Below are 18,279 nucleotides of genomic sequence, written 5' to 3'. Positions count from 1 at the left end.
GTTGTGATCTTTCACGAAAAGAAAAAGCAGGACAGCTGTTTTGGCCTCCTGCTTTTTAGCTTATCTACAATTCACAGTTACAGTATCCCTCCGGCAAGCTTCAATGTTGTTTCTTTCAGCTTTCCGTTTCGGTAAAATTTAATTTTCACTTTGTCGCCAACCTTCTTGTTATTATAAAGATACTTGCGAAGTTCGATGGCATCTTTAATTTCTTTTCCATCCATCTCCACAATAACGTCAAGTTCTTGAAGGTCGGCTTTTGCTGCAGGTGAGTTTGGAACAACTTCGCGAATCGCAACACCATAGTTTATATCTTTCGGCAGCTTCAATGCTTCTTGCTGATAATAGGCCGGAATTTCATTAACAGATTTGAGGTCTACACCCATGTATGGCCGTTTGACCTCTCCGAACTTCTCTAAATCGTCTATAATCGGTTTTGCATAGTTGATCGGAATTGCCAATCCAATACCCTCAACTGCATTCTGAGCAATTTTCATCGAGTTAATTCCGATTACTTGCCCTTCAATATTCACTAATGCACCGCCGCTGTTGCCGGGGTTGATCGCAGCATCTGTTTGGATAACTTCTGCCTGCCAGTCGACAATTCCGTCTTGGTTAAGATCAACCGGAATGGTGCGCTCCAGTCCCGAAATAATTCCCTGCGTAACCGAACCGGAAAAAGTCGGTCCGAGCGGGTTCCCGATGGCGATAACAGGTTCACCCGGTTTCAAATTATCGGAATTGCCAAATTGAGCAACACTTTTTACTTTTTTTGCATCAATTTCTAATACGGCTAAATCGGTCCAAATATCGCTTCCCCGAAGTTTGGCTGGCAGTTTTGTGCCATCTGCCAAACTGACTTCAAGTTCCGAAGCGCCTTCCACTACGTGATGGTTCGTAACGACATACGCCTTGCCGCCCTCCTTTTTATAAATAACGCCTGAGCCGGTACCGGCCGGTTCTGTTTCCTCTTCCGACCAAAAGCTCGTCGATTGTATATTGGTTACGCCGACAACAGCATCACCAGCTTTGTCCACAGCCTTCGTTACGCCTGAAATAAGATTTAACTGGACATTTTTTGTTGTTCCTGACGGCTTGTTCGCATTATTGTCCGCTTTTTCCTGCAAGTTGTTATCAGGTTGTACATTGTATGGCAGGATATTTAAGTCGGCTAATTTTGGGAATGAAACGATCACTAAAAAAGCGCCCAAAATCGCTGCTATCAAACTGGCAAGAAAATATCCTCCCCAGTTTCCTTTTTGTTTTTTATAACGGTTTTCATAATCTTGATCGTAATAGCCCACTTTACATCATTCCTTTCCTGCAAAACGAATGCTAAGAATTATTTTTCCTTTCTATCCACAATTATACTCTTGCAGAAATGATTTTCTAACGAAAAGCATTACAAAATCAAGAATTTACATCTTGTTTTAAAAAATTTCCCATCTGATTAATGTTCGTACATGGGGGAATAAATAAAGAAAAAAGGAATGAAAAAATCCGCTGTCATTCAAGCTTTCATTCCTTCATTTACCTAAAGATTGCAATCCTTTAAACCGCCGTCAAAACGGTTGGAATTTTTGGATCTGTATCGTAGAGGCTGAATTGTTCCCCGACAATAAGTCCTTTTCTTTCCAGTGTTTGTGCCACTGACATTCGAGCCAAATCTTTTAAATTGTTATCTTTGCTGAGATGGGCAAGGTAAATACGTTTCGTATGATCCCCGACCACCTCGCTCATGGCAATGGCCGCATCTTCGTTTGATACATGCCCGAAATCGCTTAATATGCGCCTTTTTACATTCCATGGATACCTACCCATCCGCAGCATTTCAACATCATGGTTGCTTTCAAATACGTATATGTCGGCATTGGAGATGATCCCTTTCATCCGGTCGCTGACATAACCGGTATCGGTAATAAGCACGAGCTTTTTTCCTTCATGATGAAATACATAAAACATAGGCTCAGCTGCATCGTGCGATACTCCGAACGATTCAATATCAAGAGAACCAAAGCTCTTTACTGTTTCCATCTCAAACGTGAATTTTTGATCGAGAGGGATTTCCCCAATTAACCCATCCATTGCTTTCCATGTTTTTTCATTCGCGAATATGGGAATGTTATATTTTCGGGCGACAACTCCTAAACCTTTAATATGATCGCTGTGCTCGTGAGTAACAAGAATGCCCGAAAGCTTGTCCATACTTCGATCGATTTTTTGAAACAAACCTTCCATCTGTTTTCCGCTTAATCCAACATCAACTAGAAAGGAATGTTCCTCCGTCTCCACATAGATCGCATTTCCCGTACTCCCGCTGGCGAGAACACTAAAATGCATCGTCATATCTTTTTCACTCCATTATTTCTTTTCATCGTTGTTCAATTCAATAATTTGCCCTTCAAATGCATTTACTAAAAAATTCTCTTCCTCATCAACGACAAACCTCCAGACAGGAGTTAACACTTGAGATGCCGTAAAAATTTCATATGTATAATAGCCGAGCTCGACTTTTGTTATTTTGCTTCCCGGCTCCAGCATCCCTTTTTGATAAAGAGTCTCAATTGCTTTTAAAGGGCTTAGAACTTCTTCCTTTTCAGCCATTTCCTCTATATCCTCAAGCAAAGTCTGTCTGTAAGAAATGATTTGATTGCTATCATTCAGGAAAAATTCGAGAGATCCGTTCTTATTGCTGTAAATAAATTTATCCTGATACTTTTGAAAGTAAGTAATTTTCTTATCTTTTTCTGAGAACTCCCAAAATGCATACTTGTCACTGTAGAGAATATTCGTTTTTATAAACGCATTCATCTCGGACGGATCAAACTTATCGCTTAATTGAAACGGTTTGTCAAAAGTCCCGTGAAGGGTCGTGCCATCTACGATCGAAACAGTCTGTCCCTTTATATTCATCATTTCTTCTCCTGTGAATATTTTTGGTTTCGCACTGACATATTGATCCTTAATCGGACCCTTCGGCAATACCGGATACTTGATTTTATCAGCTGCCAACTTATCTTCAATCGATGTTTCTGTAATCAATTCATATTTGTTTTGATCAAGGACTTTCAAAAACTCGTACATAAGATAAATATCCAGAACGAGAAAGGTCAAAATAAAGATCGTCTTAATTTTACTCCAATCCAAGTTTAACCCCTCCTCGTTCGTCCTTTACGATTCTTCCCCAGGCATTATCATACTTGTAATACCAGTAAGGGGCAAACACAAGGTGCCTTGAAGATTCCTGGTCGATGGACATTCTGTAGCCAATCACCATGTCCTCAAGCTTTTCCGGTTTAAACTCTTCATTTTGCTCGAGAAATTCAAGCGCTTCCTCGCCTGAATCGAGCATCACTTCACTTATTTCATTGTTTATTGGGACATCAAGCCCAAAGTTAGGGCGAAAATAGCGATAAATATCATTTTGGCCCCATATCAGTTCAAGTTCCGACAAACCATTTTCATTAAAAACAGGGTATCCTTCCAAATCATAAAGCCTGAAAATCACTTTTTGATTGAGCTCGTCCATCCCTGCATAGCGGAAAGAATCCGTCCACCCGCCATGTGCATTTACATAGTCGATGCTTTTTTGCAGCAAATCTTCCGGGCTTTTTAAATAATCACTTTCTGCTTGCGGATTAACAAAGGAAAGCATTTTCATATCGCTGTCGACCGTTAACATACTGGATTCACCAATATATTCTTCTTTCCCCTGCCCTACGTTTTTTTGGACGAACCTCGGATCGTTAAAAAGTGCTTCTGCAAATTTTTCCGAGCTTAAATTATGTGAATAATATTTATACGTTATCATTTTCGTTTTTTGATCCGGCAAAAAAATACTCCGGAAATTTGTTACTTTATATTCAAAATAACGAGGGTATTGATTCGATAGTTTGTAAAATTTTTGATTAAATTCTTTTAAATGAGCAGAACTGACGTGGCTGACATATATTTGCTGTTCTTCTTTTGTTCCATAACGGAGGAAATAAACAATTCCGTCCTCTCCTTCTTTATTTTCCACATCAATGACAATTCGGTTAAATTTGAATTTTGGCAGGTTTCGGTCTTCGATGCTTAAGACTGTTTTATATAATTCAATCGGAACAACATCCGGAAAAACAATCTCTACTTTCCCCTCTGCATGGACAAAATCGGGCAATAGATCAATTTGGTTTGAAATGTTTTTAAACTCATAAAAACTCCACGTGCTTAATTCCCGAATCATTTTATCAATATTAGCATTGGAAGCAGTACCATAATGGGTGCCTTGATAATGGTAAAGAATTCGGTCAGGTTTTACCACTTTGTTTACTTCTTTTTTAGTGCCAATCTCGACTTCTCCAATATAGTTCGATTTGTCCATTGTGTCAAAATTCGGTTGGTACGTCCAAATATTCCACGTTAAGACAGCACTCATTATCACTAAAACCATTAAGATGGCGGATTTTACACTTTCATATGTCATGACCATTCATCCTCTTCTGAGCGATCAACAGGCAAAGTAAAGTAAATAGTTGTTCCTTTCCCTTCGACGCTCGTTGCACAAATATCTCCCCCGTGGGCTTTGACCATTTCTTTTGCAATCGCGAGCCCCAGTCCTGTGCCGCCCAGTTTTCTTGAGCGAGCCTTATCGACCCGATAGAATCGCTCAAAAATCTTATCAATATTTTCTTTCGGAATACCAACACCTTGGTCGGAAATGCTGACTAATATTTGTTCATCCTGCTCTTCTACTTTAAATGTGATCTGGCCGCCTTCAGGAGAATATTTTAATGCGTTAGAAATGATATTATCAAGAACTTGTGTAAGCTTATCTTCATCTGCTTCAACAAAAAGAGGTCTTTCCGGAAGAAGCCGCTTAAATGTAACATGTTGTTCTTTCGTCATTTCGAACCGATCGATAATTCGGTGGAAAAATTCATTAAAATCGACCCATTCTTTTTTCAACTTATAATCTTTGCTGTCCATTTTCGATAATTGCAACAAATCATTTACAAGGCGAATCATCCGCTCTGTTTCCGTTTGCGCAACGTTTAGAAATTGAGGAGCAAGTTCTTCGTCTTTCCATGCTCCTTCTGCAAGAGCCTCGAGATAACTTCTCATTGCCGTAAGCGGCGTCCGCAATTCATGTGATACGTTAGCGACAAATTCGCGGCGCTCCACTTCAATTTTTTCCTGCTCGGTAATATCATGCAGTACTGTAATAAGACCATTCACAAAGCCTGTTTCTTTTTGAATAACTGAAAAATTAGCCCGTAAAATATACGGAGTGTTTTTCGTACTGTAGTCTAAAATGACTGATTCGCGCTCTTCGAGTAATTTTTCAAATGTATATTCTTCTTCGAGGTCAAGAAGTTCAAGAATGGATTTTGATAATACTGTTTCACGTGAAACATTCAGCATTTCCGCTGCAGGTTCATTAATTAAAATAACCCTGCCCCGACGGTCGGTTGCAATAACGCCATCTGTCATATAAGAAAGTACCGATGATAATTTTCTTCGTTCTCCTTCCGTCGTCGCCTGCGCTTCCTGAAGCTTTTTCGTCAAGTTGTTGAAAGTTATGGCCAGCTGTCCGATTTCATCATACCCGTAAACTTTAACTTTACGTGAAAAGTTTCCTTTTGCCATTGCGAGGGCATGTTTTCTCATGTCTGCAATCGGCCTTGTAATCGTTTGGGCCAACAAGACTCCAAGAACAGCGGTAATGGCAAGGGCGAGGGCCGTTCCGGTAACAAAAATTTTATTGATATCTTTCATTTGTTCAAAAACATTTTCAATTTTGGCTACTAAATAAACAGCTCCAATAACTTCCCGATTATGTTTAATCGGAGTTGAAAGGACCCATATCCGATATCCGTACTTCGGATCAATCCTTACTGAATCCTGTGGCTCCCCAAGAACAATGGATCTTTTAACTAAAACATCTGTCATTCTTTGCTCGACTAATTCCTGATGGTTCGGATCAGCACCGATAATTTTTAAATTATTGTCGACGACCCGGACTTCAGAGATCTCTCCGCCGGAAAAGTCTTTTAAAAGATCCTTTACTTCATCTTTAAGCAAGGGATCATCTTTCCCCCGGACTTTTTCAATTTCTTCTTCAAGATTATAAGAGAGCAAGTCCACTCGTTTTTCAATTGATGTGTAAAAGTTTTCTTTCAAATTCTGTTCAAGCTCTCTTACAAAGTAAACACCGATAATTTGAATCGCAACTAAAATAAGAAGAACATAGATAGTCACAAACTTTAAATGAATCGAACGAAAAATACCAACTTTTTTCATTGGGAAATCTTACTCCTGTTCAGGATTTCGCAAATAATACCCGACCCCTCTTCGCGTCACGATCCAAATTGGATGGCTCGGATTATCCTCAATTTTTTCACGCAGACGCCGAACCGTAACATCGACTGTTCTCACATCACCGTAATAATCATAGCCCCAGACTGTCTGAAGCAAATGTTCCCTTGTCATCACCTGGCCGATATGCTTTGCCAGATAATGAAGCAATTCGAATTCCCGGTGAGTTAATTCAATCGTTTCGCCTCTTTTTGAAACAACATACGCATCAGGCTGGATCACTAAGGACCCTACCGTAATCTCATTTGTCTCTTCTTCTTCATCAGGTTTTGAAGCTATTTGCTGATGGCGGCGAAGATTTGCTTTTACCCTTGCGATCAATTCTCTTGTGCTGAATGGCTTTGTCACATAATCATCTGCCCCAAGCTCAAGACCTAACACTTTATCAATCTCTGAATCCTTTGCAGTCAGCATAATAATAGGCATTTCATATTTTTTTCGAACTTCCCTGCACACTTCAATTCCATCTATTTGCGGAAGCATAATATCAAGCAAAATTAAATCAGGCTGAATTTCTTCAACCATTTCAATCGCCGTATTTCCATCATAAGCGCAATAGACGTCATATCCTTCTTTTTTTAGATTAAATTGCAAAATATCTGCAATTGGTTTTTCATCATCCACAACTAGTATTTTCTTCTCCATACCTGTTTCTCCTTTTTATAAAATTAAGGACTCATATATTTAAAGTTTTTATGTTATAAGTTAAAATTCCCCTACTTTACTTTACCATGTTATACGTTTGAATTTCAACTATTAAAAAAACTTATCAATTCTATTATAAATTAATGCAAAAAAGTCTCTAGTTCAAACTAGAGACTTCCATATTTTATTTTGTTTTTCTTGATTTAAGGAAGATAATTCAATGGGTTTTGCAGTCTGCCATTCTTAGATACTTCAAAATGAAGATGAACGCCTGTGGAATCGCCTGTTGACCCCATAACCCCGATTTTTGTGCCTTTAGACACGGTTTGTCCAACACTTGCATTAATGGAAGAAAGGTGGGCATATACTGTCCGGAATCCGTTTTGATGGTCGATCACAATTTTCTTTCCATATCCGCCATCCCAGCCTGCAGAAACAACTACTCCGTTATCAGCCGCTTTAATCGTCCGGTCGCTCGGCCTTGCAATATCGATCCCTTTATGCATTTTTCCCCATCGGTAGCCCATTTTGCTTGAAACATATCCGCCGACCGCCGGCCAGGCAAAAGAGCCTTCACCTCTTGATGGAATGACTTTTGTTCCTTTTACGACAATATGATCAACGGGTTCTTGCAGAATTTCTTCTTTTATGGCAGTTTTCTTCACTGTTTTCCCGTTTTGTTCGGAAATGACATAAGCCACGGCACGGGAACCATTTTTTCCTTCTTGCTTAATTTTTGTATCGCCTTTAAACATAGAGGAATCTTCAACTATTTTATTTTTATAAGAGATGGTTTCTTTCTTGAAAACTTCTTTATCTACAACCACAAAAACGTACGGATCATATACAGTTACATTTAATTCATCGCCTATATTAATAAACGAATCTTCTTTTAACCCGGGATTTAACCGTAATAGCTGCTCTATCGTTAAACCATGGTTTTCTGCAATAGAACCGAGGACATCTCCTTCTTTCGCTTGATATTTTTTTTCTTCTAATGTTCCTTTTAGAAGAAGCTTAACAGCTTCATCGGCAGTTAAAATCTGCTGCGGCGCTGTTTTTGTATCTGTAATGGAAACATTGTTTGACAGCTTGACATCAATGATGCGGGTTTCATTTTCTTTCAATGGCGGTAATGCACGATTGCCTTCTTTTTTTCGAGCTTCAACCTCGGCTAGCTGCTTTTCGCTAACGTAATTGAGTTTTAGCTTTTTCAGAACAGCTTCCGCCGCAGTTTTATTTTTTACATAAGCAACCGCTTTCCCGTCTATGACAAGAGCCGAGGCATTTGCTTGAACTTCCAGCTCTTTTTTAAGCTCGTCGAGAACTTTTCGGTTATTCGTTTGCATGTGAATTCGAAAAACTTGTTCAGGCACTAATTCAAAGTCTTTACTTACGCTAAAGCTGCAGCCATGATATGATTTTTTCATTTCTTTCAATTTATCCTGAATTAATTCGTTAACCATATTTTTATCAGAAACAGTGCCTATGTATTTATCCTTTATATAAACATCATATACAGTTGTTAAATCATTATCTCCTGCGAATGCAGCTGAGCCAACTCCAAATATTAAAACATACGCAGTAAATGTTGTAAAAACGGTTTTCTTAATTGATGTAATGCCCGTAAGCTTGGACTGTTGCTTTTTCGAATGATCCATTTGTTTGAAATCCTCCCTAAACCAAGAGAAAAACTCGCCATCGATTTTATCAAAAATAAAAACAAGTAAATTTTTTTCATATAATTTTTGCACTTATTTACTTTAGCATATAAGGGGACAAAAAGATTAATAGACTTCATAATGTAACAAAGATGTATAATTACTGACATTTTATTTCGAATTATGACAAATGAAATTTGGAATTTTCACGGGAAGAAATGGCGGTGTTTGGTTAATTTTTTGGGAGGAGTATTTTTATAATGGTGAGGCTGTCTCAAAAGCCTAAGGGTAAGACCCCATAACACAATATATATGACATAATGTTGGATAAATGTGCTATATATTGATAAATGCACATGGGGTAGACCCTTATGAGACAACCTCTTCATGATCATAACGAAAAAAGGGAGCATGTTATCCTATGCTCCCGGATGGCTCGGGACGGAATCGAACCGCCGACACAAGGATTTTCAGTCCTTTGCTCTACCGACTGAGCTACCGAGCCTTATTTACTTTTTTTGCTGCCGAACCGAAATTATGTATAAAATGGCGGTCCCGACGGGAATCGAACCCGCGATCTCCTGCGTGACAGGCAGGCATGTTAACCGCTACACTACGGGACCTAGAATATGTAAAATGATGATGAGCAAGGAAACCGTCCTCGCCAGTTTCTTACCCATCACCGTTATATGCCGATGACCCGTACGGGATTCGAACCCGTGTTACCGCCGTGAAAGGGCGGTGTCTTAACCACTTGACCAACGGGCCATCATAAGATGGTGAGCCATGGAGGACTCGAACCTCCGACCCTCTGATTAAAAGTCAGATGCTCTACCGGCTGAGCTAATGGCTCTTGTTTTTAACGTTTTTGACGACGTTTCTAATAGTAGCATATTGTTTTATAATTTAGCAATGCTTTTTTAAAAATATTTTTGTTTTAAATGATTGATCTTAAAAAAAGATAGATGTTACGACAGAAGCTAACTCATAAAATTAACGAAGACTCATTTTTCAAAATGACGGCTCATAAATCAAAATGAAAGCTCATATTTGAAAACGACGGCTCATAATTCCAAATAAAGGCTTATATTTGAAAACGACGGCTCATAATTCCAAATAAAGGCTCATATTTGAAAACGACGGCTCATAATTCCAAATAAAGGCTCATATTTGAAAACGACGGCTCATAATTCCAAATAAAGGCTCATATTTGAAAACGACGGCTCATAATTCCAAATAAAGGCTCATATTTGAAAACGACGGCTCATAATTCCAAATAAAGGCTCATATTTGAAAACGACGGCTCATAATTCCAAATAAAGGCTCATATTTCAAATTAAAAGCTCATAACCTTCCCAAGTTCCATGATTCAGAGACGAATTGACCTATCATCTACGAGAAAAAAGCTCTTTTTATGTAAAAATGCCATAAAAATTTAATTTAGATAGTAAAGTTTAACCGACTACTTATCCCCGACAAGCGGCTTTCAGGCCTTTTGGTGAAGCCGCTTTTGGCTTTACTGGTTAAAAGCCAAATCAAGAATTTCAAAATACTCCTCGTCCAACATTTTGTTGCAAATCCCCCAATAATAACCGAAGACGTTTTTGATCCTTGTCTTTTTCTGTTTAATATTCCGTACCAATTGCTTAAACGCTTTTACAGCCAATTCTAGCTTGTCCTCTTCTGTGTAATAAGAAAGGCATCGAGTACTTACTCGAACAACTTTGTAATATTCCTCGATCGTCCAGGCATCATCATAGAAACATTTCACAAGGTTTGTAAAAGCAGATGGGATTTTATTACTGACGAATGAAGAGTTTAGCGCCATTTTACGTTTATTTTTTAGATTGATAGTTTCATTCTTTGATGGTTTCTTATTTGGTACTTCAATTGATTCCGCATCTGCTGCATCATTTAAAATAGATGACGCGTCTTGCTTTGTCGGGTATTTTTGAAAGACATAAATGCTGTGGGCTTGTCTGCCATTTTGGGATTGAGTATGAATAACATGAATTAAGCCAAACTTTTTCGCTTTTCTTAACATACGTTCAAAAGTGGAACGGCTAATGCCGCCCATTTCAGAATGTTGATGGGTTGCAGATACAATCGTTTGAATTTTCGCATTGCAAACCCCTGGAATCTTTGCAGAAAAACGTACAAGCCTTTTTAGTGCGATCGTTTCACTTTTCGTAAACTGATCTTTCAAATCTGTCATCCACTGTTCAAAATGATTATTGAAATCCTTCAAATCACGAAACTGCGATAGATCTTTAAAATTTTCAATTCTCCCCGACTGCATGAAAAATGCCCCTTTCTTTTTGGGGCATACACTTTCAATTTAATTGTTGTTTTTGCTGCCCCAACTTCTTTCCACTCGTTATATATAAAGAAAGAAGGCAAAAGGACATGGTGATGGCCAATAAATTTCAAACTTGGGGAGAATAAAAAAAGAAAAGAAGCCCTTGCTTAGAAGAGCTTCTTGACTAAGCAAACCATTAGCTTTGACGCCAAGGGTTGTGTACGACATTTGTTTGTGAGCGGTCCGGACCGACAGAGAAGATCGATAACGGAATGCCGGTCAGCTGCGAAACGCGCTCTAAATAGTGGCGGGCATTAGCCGGAAGCTCATCAAGAGACTTGCAGCCGGTGATATCTTCTGTCCAGCCCGGCAGTTCCTCATATACAGGCTCACAATCAGTTAATACTTTTAAGCTTGCCGGAAATTCTTCAATTATTTCACCTTTATAACGGTATGCTACGCATATTTTTAATGTTTCAATTCCGGTTAAAACATCGATGGAATTGAGGGAAAGGTCGGTTATTCCGCTGACACGGCGCGCATGGCGGACAACAACGCTGTCAAACCAGCCGACACGGCGCGGACGGCCTGTCGTTGTGCCATACTCGCGGCCGACTTCACGAATTTGATCTCCAATTTCATTATTAAGTTCCGTAGGGAACGGACCGTCACCAACACGTGTAGTGTAAGCTTTCGAAACGCCGACGACATGTGTGATTTTTGTCGGGCCGACACCGGAACCGATTGTCACCCCGCCTGCAACAGGGTTAGAAGAAGTGACAAACGGATATGTACCCTGGTCGATATCAAGCATTACTCCTTGTGCGCCTTCAAAAAGTACTCGGCGTCCTTCATCAAGCGCATCGTTTAAGACAACAGATGTATCACAAACGTACTTCTTGATCTGCTGGCCGTACTCGAAATATTCATCCAAGATTTCTTCGATCGTAAAACCTTTTGTTTCATAAAAACGCTCAAGTAAACGGTTTTTCTCTTCAAGGTTGCGTGAGAGCTTTTCTTCAAAAACATCACGGTCTAACAAATCAGCAATCCTGATCCCGATGCGGGCTGCTTTATCCATATAGGCAGGCCCAATCCCTTTTTTAGTTGTCCCGATTTTGTTTGCTCCTTTGCGCTCTTCTTCCACCTCGTCCAATTTTAAATGATAAGGCAAAATCACATGGGCACGGTTGCTTATACGAAGATTATCTGTTGAAACTCCTCTTTCGTGCAAATAAGCAAGTTCTTTTACAAGCGCTTTTGGATCTACGACCATACCGTTTCCGATTACGCAAATTTTATCTTTATAAAAAATTCCAGATGGAATTAAGTGCAGCTTATAAGTTTCACCGTTAAAACGAATGGTGTGCCCTGCATTGTTTCCGCCCTGATATCGAGCAATCACTTCGGCATTTTCGGAAAGAAAATCAGTAATCTTTCCTTTTCCTTCATCTCCCCATTGTGTTCCGACAACAACTACTGATGACATAAAAAACACACCTCCAAGGTTCACGAGCATTAAAAAATTTCACGTATTAAACATATTAAGTTTATCAGCAATACAGAATGAAAGTCAACAAAACCCGAACAATTTATTATAAAATATTAAAATATGTTCGTAAACTATTACAATCGTCAAATATTTTTTCCAAACAAGGATGTTTACTCTCATTCAATATAAAATGAGGCTGTCTCAAACCTCCATGGCATATCTCTAGGTAAGACACCGTATAAAAAGCCTAAGGGTCAGACCACTAGCCTTGCAAAGGTTACAAATTCAGGAAAATAAAAAAAGGTTTACTAAAAAGAAAAAAACTCCTATTGTAGAATTGTTAGCTTGTTGTCCCATCAACAAGTTTTCTACAAAGGAGTTTTTATCATGAGCAATGTAAATATAGCTCAACCATCTGTTGTTCGTCAATGTTTTTCCCTTTTATCTACGGAAAAGCTTTCCTGTCCTCTTTTAAACTATGATCAAAAAAAATTAAGAGCTGATGCCCTTGTAAAAATTTTTGTTGCTGCTCAGCTGGGTAATTGGAGCTCATATACTGATATAGAGGAGAAATTACGGGCTGATAAAGACCTCATGAAAAGCCTAAATTTAGAAAGCATAAGTGGTTCACAACTAAGCCGTAGGATAAATGAATTACCAACTGAATGGGTACAAGATCTTTTTTTTCGAGTGGTCAAAGATATTGAAATTCAAACTAGAAATTTATCTGGTCTACCAAAGGGAATTGGGAGATTAGCCATAATTGACTCTTCTTCCTTTAAGCTGCCTGAACAGTTAGCTAACTGGGCTTATGTATCAAAAAATTCTACTCAGGTAAAAATGCACACCCGTTTAGTGGTAGCTTCTCCAGACATTGCTTTTCCAGACCAAATTATTCCATCAACTGGAAATGTCAGTGATTTTGAAGGTTCCGACTTCCTTGTGGTTGAATCTGATTCAACTTACGTCATGGATCGTGGATATGCTTCTCATAAAAAAATCAATAACTGGGCGGAACGTGGTATTTCTTTCATTGTAAGAATTAAAGAGCAGCACAAGGTAATCTATCTCGATAGAAAAATTTTAAACCATCCGTTGATTCGTATGGATGCGACAGTAAAGATTGGTGTAACCTCGAACGAGAAATTGCACCCGGTACGTCTCGTCGAATTTTTTGATGAAGAAGGACATCTATACCGAATTATTACCACACGCTTTGACTTACCGCCTGAACAAATAATGGAAATCTACCGTCATCGGTGGGCGATTGAGATCTTCTTTAGATGGATTAAACAACATCTTCGTTCAACCAAAATTTGGAGTACAAAACCCCAAGGAATCTGGAATCAGATGTTTCTTTCGCTGATTGCCTATGGGCTAGTACTACAAATAAAACTAAAGACACAAACGAAAAAAACAATATGGGGAGTACTGCGGTTAATCCGAACCTATTTACATTTATCTTGGCAGGAATTTGAAAAAGAACTGAATCGAAGGTGTACAAGGACATCAAAAGGGCGACAAAAAGTACCTAAAAAAAAGGAAGAAGACTTAGTTTTTGCAGAAAAAGTAGCAATGATAAAGCCAAAAAAGGAAAAATAATAAACGAAGTATAAATTACAATTAATATACATAAATTCAAATAAATGGGACAAAAAAGGCTAACTTAAATGGAGTTAGCCTTTTTTGCATCTAGATTAAAAAAGATTATGTTAAATAAAGTAAAATATTGAATTTATTTACTTTTATGCAAGGCTAGTGGGGTCAGACCCCATAACACAATATATAGGACATAATGTTGGATAAATGTGCTATATATTGAAAAATGCATATGGGATAGACCCTTGTGAGACAGCCTCCTTTATGCTCCCGGAGGAATCGATGATTCATTAAAACGCCGCTCTAAATTTACGAACTTATTATACTCTTTGACAAATGCAAGTTCGACCGTACCGACAGGGCCGTTACGCTGTTTGGCGATGATAATTTCGATAATGTCTTTATTCTCTGTTTCCTTATTATAATAGTCATCACGGTATAAGAAAGCGACAATATCCGCATCCTGTTCAATACTTCCTGATTCCCGGATATCTGACATCATCGGACGCTTGTCTTGCCGTTGTTCCACCCCGCGGGAAAGCTGGGAAAGTGCGATGACAGGGACTTCTAATTCTCGCGCTAATCCTTTCAATGAACGAGATATTTCGGAAACTTCCTGCTGGCGGTTTTCACTTGGGCGGCCGCTCCCTTGAATAAGCTGCAGGTAGTCGATAACGACCATTCCTAAACCGTGATCTTGTTTTAAACGCCTGCATTTCGAACGAATTTCGCTTATCCTTATCCCGGGTGTATCATCAATAAAGATTCCGGTATTCGACAAACTGCCCATGGCCATCGTTAGTTTGCCCCAGTCTTCATCTGTCAGAGTACCGGTCCGAAGCCTCTGGGAGTTGATATTCCCTTCCGCACACAACATACGCATGACAAGTTGTTCAGCGCCCATCTCCAAACTGAAAATTGCAATGTTTTCACCTGTTTTCGTGGCAACATTCTGGGCAATATTCAAAGCGAATGCCGTTTTCCCTACTGATGGACGGGCTGCAACGATAATTAAATCATTGCGCTGAAAGCCGGCTGTCATTTTATCAAGCTCCCGGAACCCTGTTTCCAGTCCGGTAATTTCTCCTTTACGATTATGAAGCATTTCAATTTTATCGTATGTCCGGACTAAAATATCTTTGATATTATGAAAAGTACCGGCATTTTTTCGATGAGCTACCTCAAGAATGCTTTTTTCCGCTTCTTCTAATACTGTATCAACTTCATCTTCGCGGGTATATCCGTCCTGGGCTATCGCTGTCGCTGTCCGGATCAAGCGGCGCAATAAAGACTTTTCTTCAACAATTCTTGCGTAATATTCAATATTCGCTGCTGTCGGGACCGAACCGGCCAATTCACTTAAGTAGCTGACACCGCCTGTATCTTCTAAAATTTTTGCTGCGGCAAGCTCTTCAGTTACGGTAATTAAGTCGACCGCTTTTCCTTGGTCATGCAGCTTCAGCATGACATTAAAAATTTTTTGATGAGAAACCCGGTAAAAATCTTCAGGAATTAAGATTTCTGAAGCAACCGTTAACGAAGACGGTTCCAGGAAAATTGCCCCGAGTACTGCCTGTTCCGCTTCAATGTTTTGGGGCGGCAGCCGATCAGCAAATAATTCATTCATCTAAACAACCTCCTTTATGAAGAGGAATAACTGGTCAAAGCAGCAACGAAACTAATAGGAGGTGCTGCAATATAATAGTTTAATAGACATGACTTAAAGACTAGAAAAAATGTGACCGAGCATAACCGATCACATTTTTTTATTTTATCATGTTTGTTCTTGAAAGAAACTGCCAAAATTAGTTTGCTTCTTTCACATGGACGTTCAATGTAGCAGTTACTTCTGAGTGCAATTTTACGGGAACTTTTGTGTAACCTAATGAGCGAATTGCATCTTCAAGCTCAATTTTACGTTTGTCTATTTTAATGTTATGTTTCTTTTGAAGTTCGTCAGCAATTTGTTTGCTTGTAATGGAACCAAAAAGGCGGCCGCCTTCACCGGCTTTTGCTGACAGTTCAACCGTCAGTTTTTCAAGTTGATCTTTCAATTGTTTCGCTTGGGCGAGTTCCTGCTCTGCCATTTTTTCCTCTTTTTTCTTTTGGGCATTTAATTTGCTTAAATTTTCCTTGTTCGCTTCGACTGCAAGTCCCTGCTTTATGAGAAAGTTAGTGGCATATCCGTCCGCAACATTTTTAATTTCGCCTTTTTTTCCTTTTCCTTTTACATCTTTAAGAAAAATGACTTTCATTCCTTTTTTCCCCCTTCAACATATTCTTCGATAACAGATTTTAACTGTTCCTCCGCTTCAGCAACAGTTACATCAGTTAATTGAGCTGCTGCATTTGTTAAATGGCCTCCGCCATCCAGGTTCTCCATAATCATCTGGACATTGACATCTCCAAGGGATCTCGCACTAATTGAGACCGTGTTCTCAGAACGTCTGGCGATGACAAACGAAGCGAGTACCCCGTCCATCGTTAACAGCGTATCAGCAGCTTGAGCAATCACGACTTGATCGTAAATTTCGTCTTCTTTTCCCTTTACAATTGCAAGGCCGTCGCGGTAAAAGTGGACGGTTTCAATCAGCTTGGCCCGCCGGATATACGTATCCACATCTTCTTTTAAAAACTTTTGGACTAATACCGTATCAGCACCTTTTCCCCGCAAATAGGAAGCAGCATCAAATGTGCGGGAACCCGTTCTTAAAGTAAAACTTTTTGTATCGACAATAATTCCCGCGAGCAGGGCTGTTGCTTCAAGCATTTGAATTTTTCCCCGTTTTGGCTGATATTCTAAAAGCTCTGTAACAAGTTCTGAAGTCGATGACGCATATGGTTCCATGTAAACGAGAAGCGGATTCTTGACGAAATCTTCACCGCGGCGGTGATGGTCAATGACAACCACATTCTCTATCTTATTTAACAGTTTCTCTTCAACCACAAGTGAAGGCTTATGGGTATCGACAATAACCAATAATGTATCATCTGTAGCGATTTCCAGCGCCTCTTCCGGACTAATAAATCTTGACAACAGGTCCTCATTTTGCTCGATCTCTTTCATCAAGCGCTTTACACCTGTATCGATTTCCTGGAAATTTATGACGATATATCCTTCCCGCTCGTTCATCTGGGCGACTTTTTGAATGCCGATGGCTGAACCGATGGCATCCATATCAGGATTTTTATGGCCCATAATAATGACTTTATCACTTTCTGTGATTAGCTCTTTTAATGCATGTGAGATCACGCGGGCCCTGACTCTTGTCCGTTTTTCCACGGGATTTGTTTTTCCGCCGTAAAATTTCACTTTTCCATTCGTCTGCTTGATGGCAACCTGATCTCCGCCCCGGCCAAGGGCCAGGTCTAAACTTGACTGAGCAAGAGAACCTAGCTCAGGCAAAGAAGAAACACCGGTTCCAATTCCAATGCTTAATGTAAGAGAGACATTTTGCTTCGTAGTTGCTTCGCGAACTTCATCTAAAATACTAAATTTCTCTTTTTCAAGTGAATGCAAAATATGTTCATTGAAAACAGCAATAAACCTTTCCGAAGATACCCTCTTTAAAAAGACTCCGTTGTCATTGGCCCACTTATTCAGCAAGGACGTAACGAGGCTGTTCAAGTTGCTTCGTGTTTGGTCATCCATTCCCTGCGTCATTTCATCATAATTATCTAAAAAGATGATGGCAATGACTGTACGCTCATTCTGGTACATTTTCTCAATTTCCGTTTGTTCGGTCACATCAAAAAAGTAAAGAAGACGTTCTTTCTTCTTATGGATGACTCGAAATTTCCGCTCATGGAGAGTAATAATTTCGGTTTCAACTTCCTGTTTAATCAGAGGAATGAGCGAATCGGCAACGTCATAGAGGGATCTTCCCACGAGCGTATCTTCTTGAAAACATGAAGCCAAAAAAGGATTTGTCCACTCGATTATATAGTCATCATTTATCAGCATAATGCCGATCGGCATTTCCATTAAAGCTTCTTCACCGACTCTTTTGACCCGGTAAGATAGCCTTGTTATATATTCTTCCGTTTTTTTTCTCTGCTTTTGATCAAGCCAGAATACCAAATAAAAAGAAAGAGAAGCAAGAAGAAATCCAGCCAGGCTGAATAACAAGTTATAAAAAGCTAATACACCCAGATGCACCACTGTTACGCCCATAAGTCCGTATAGTGGATAACGTATGGACTTTTTTTCTCGATACGAAGGCATG

Annotated in this window: 13 protein-coding genes and 4 tRNA genes; 1 reads left to right on the top strand and 16 read right to left on the bottom strand. The window is 39.4% G+C overall.

What is annotated here, in order from left to right; all coding sequences use genetic code 11:
- Nucleotides 1–77: 77 nt before the first annotated feature.
- From PB1_RS07225 to PB1_RS07165, 13 genes are all read right to left on the bottom strand, one after another.
- Nucleotides 78–1,304, bottom strand: a complete 1,227-nt coding sequence (locus PB1_RS07225; RefSeq protein WP_003351608.1) for a S1C family serine protease — start codon at nt 1,302–1,304, stop codon at nt 78–80.
- A gap of 247 nt (nt 1,305–1,551) precedes the next feature.
- Entirely contained in the window at nt 1,552–2,346 is a 795-nt protein-coding gene (locus PB1_RS07220) for an MBL fold metallo-hydrolase (RefSeq protein ID WP_003351607.1), read from the bottom strand.
- Nucleotides 2,347–2,361: 15 nt separating this feature from the next.
- Nucleotides 2,362–3,147 (bottom strand): two-component system regulatory protein YycI, encoded by a 786-nt coding sequence (locus PB1_RS07215; RefSeq protein ID WP_003351606.1) that lies wholly within the window; start codon nt 3,145–3,147, stop codon nt 2,362–2,364.
- The gene (locus tag PB1_RS07210; protein ID WP_003351605.1) at nt 3,134–4,465 is read right to left on the bottom strand and encodes a YycH family regulatory protein; all 1,332 of its coding nucleotides are present in this window, start codon (nt 4,463–4,465) and stop codon (nt 3,134–3,136) included. Before PB1_RS07210 ends, PB1_RS07215 begins: the two co-directional genes overlap by 14 nt.
- Nucleotides 4,462–6,282: a cell wall metabolism sensor histidine kinase WalK gene (gene walK / locus PB1_RS07205; protein WP_003351603.1), complete on the bottom strand. Its 1,821-nt coding sequence runs from the start codon at nt 6,280–6,282 to the stop codon at nt 4,462–4,464. The genes PB1_RS07210 and walK overlap by 4 nt, the downstream gene beginning before the upstream one ends.
- A 9-nt stretch (nt 6,283–6,291) precedes the next feature.
- Complete coding sequence (gene yycF / locus PB1_RS07200; protein WP_003351602.1) at nt 6,292–7,002, bottom strand: response regulator YycF; 711 nt, start codon at nt 7,000–7,002, stop codon at nt 6,292–6,294.
- Nucleotides 7,003–7,205: 203 nt separating this feature from the next.
- Nucleotides 7,206–8,663 carry a peptidoglycan DD-metalloendopeptidase family protein gene (locus tag PB1_RS07195; protein WP_003351601.1) on the bottom strand — a complete coding sequence of 486 codons (1,458 nt, stop codon included), beginning with the start codon at nt 8,661–8,663 and terminating at the stop codon, nt 7,206–7,208.
- Between the two features lie 432 nt (nt 8,664–9,095).
- Nucleotides 9,096–9,168, bottom strand: a tRNA-Phe gene (locus tag PB1_RS07190).
- Between the two features lie 42 nt (nt 9,169–9,210).
- A tRNA-Asp gene (locus tag PB1_RS07185) sits at nt 9,211–9,286 on the bottom strand.
- Nucleotides 9,287–9,359: 73 nt separating this feature from the next.
- A tRNA-Glu gene (locus tag PB1_RS07180) sits at nt 9,360–9,431 on the bottom strand.
- A 9-nt stretch (nt 9,432–9,440) separates the two neighbouring features.
- Nucleotides 9,441–9,516: transfer RNA gene (locus PB1_RS07175), tRNA-Lys, on the bottom strand.
- Between the two features lie 663 nt (nt 9,517–10,179).
- Complete coding sequence (locus PB1_RS07170; protein WP_003351600.1) at nt 10,180–10,962, bottom strand: hypothetical protein; 783 nt, start codon at nt 10,960–10,962, stop codon at nt 10,180–10,182.
- A gap of 196 nt (nt 10,963–11,158) precedes the next feature.
- On the bottom strand, nt 11,159–12,451 hold the full coding sequence (locus tag PB1_RS07165; protein ID WP_003351599.1) for an adenylosuccinate synthase: 1,293 nt from the start codon (nt 12,449–12,451) through the stop codon (nt 11,159–11,161).
- Nucleotides 12,452–12,841: 390 nt separating this feature from the next.
- Between PB1_RS07165 and PB1_RS07160 the strand changes: the two genes are divergently transcribed.
- Entirely contained in the window at nt 12,842–14,056 is a 1,215-nt protein-coding gene (locus tag PB1_RS07160) for an IS4 family transposase (RefSeq protein WP_003350293.1), read from the top strand.
- A 259-nt stretch (nt 14,057–14,315) separates the two neighbouring features.
- Here the strand turns inward: PB1_RS07160 and dnaB are convergent, their stop codons facing one another.
- The 3 genes from dnaB to PB1_RS07145 form a co-directional block, all read right to left on the bottom strand.
- Entirely contained in the window at nt 14,316–15,680 is a 1,365-nt protein-coding gene (dnaB, locus tag PB1_RS07155; RefSeq protein ID WP_003351598.1) for a replicative DNA helicase, read from the bottom strand.
- Between the two features lie 178 nt (nt 15,681–15,858).
- Nucleotides 15,859–16,308: a 50S ribosomal protein L9 gene (gene rplI / locus PB1_RS07150; RefSeq protein WP_003351597.1), complete on the bottom strand. Its 450-nt coding sequence runs from the start codon at nt 16,306–16,308 to the stop codon at nt 15,859–15,861.
- Nucleotides 16,305–18,278 (bottom strand): DHH family phosphoesterase, encoded by a 1,974-nt coding sequence (locus PB1_RS07145; protein ID WP_003351596.1) that lies wholly within the window; start codon nt 18,276–18,278, stop codon nt 16,305–16,307. The genes rplI and PB1_RS07145 overlap by 4 nt, the downstream gene beginning before the upstream one ends.
- Between the last annotated feature and the right edge of the window lies 1 nt (nt 18,279).

The sequence above is a fragment of the Bacillus methanolicus PB1 genome (assembly GCF_000262755.1).
In the GTDB taxonomy this organism is placed as follows: domain Bacteria; phylum Bacillota; class Bacilli; order Bacillales; family Cytobacillaceae; genus Bacillus_Z; species Bacillus_Z methanolicus.
This window is presented reverse-complemented; position numbering and strand designations above follow the sequence as displayed.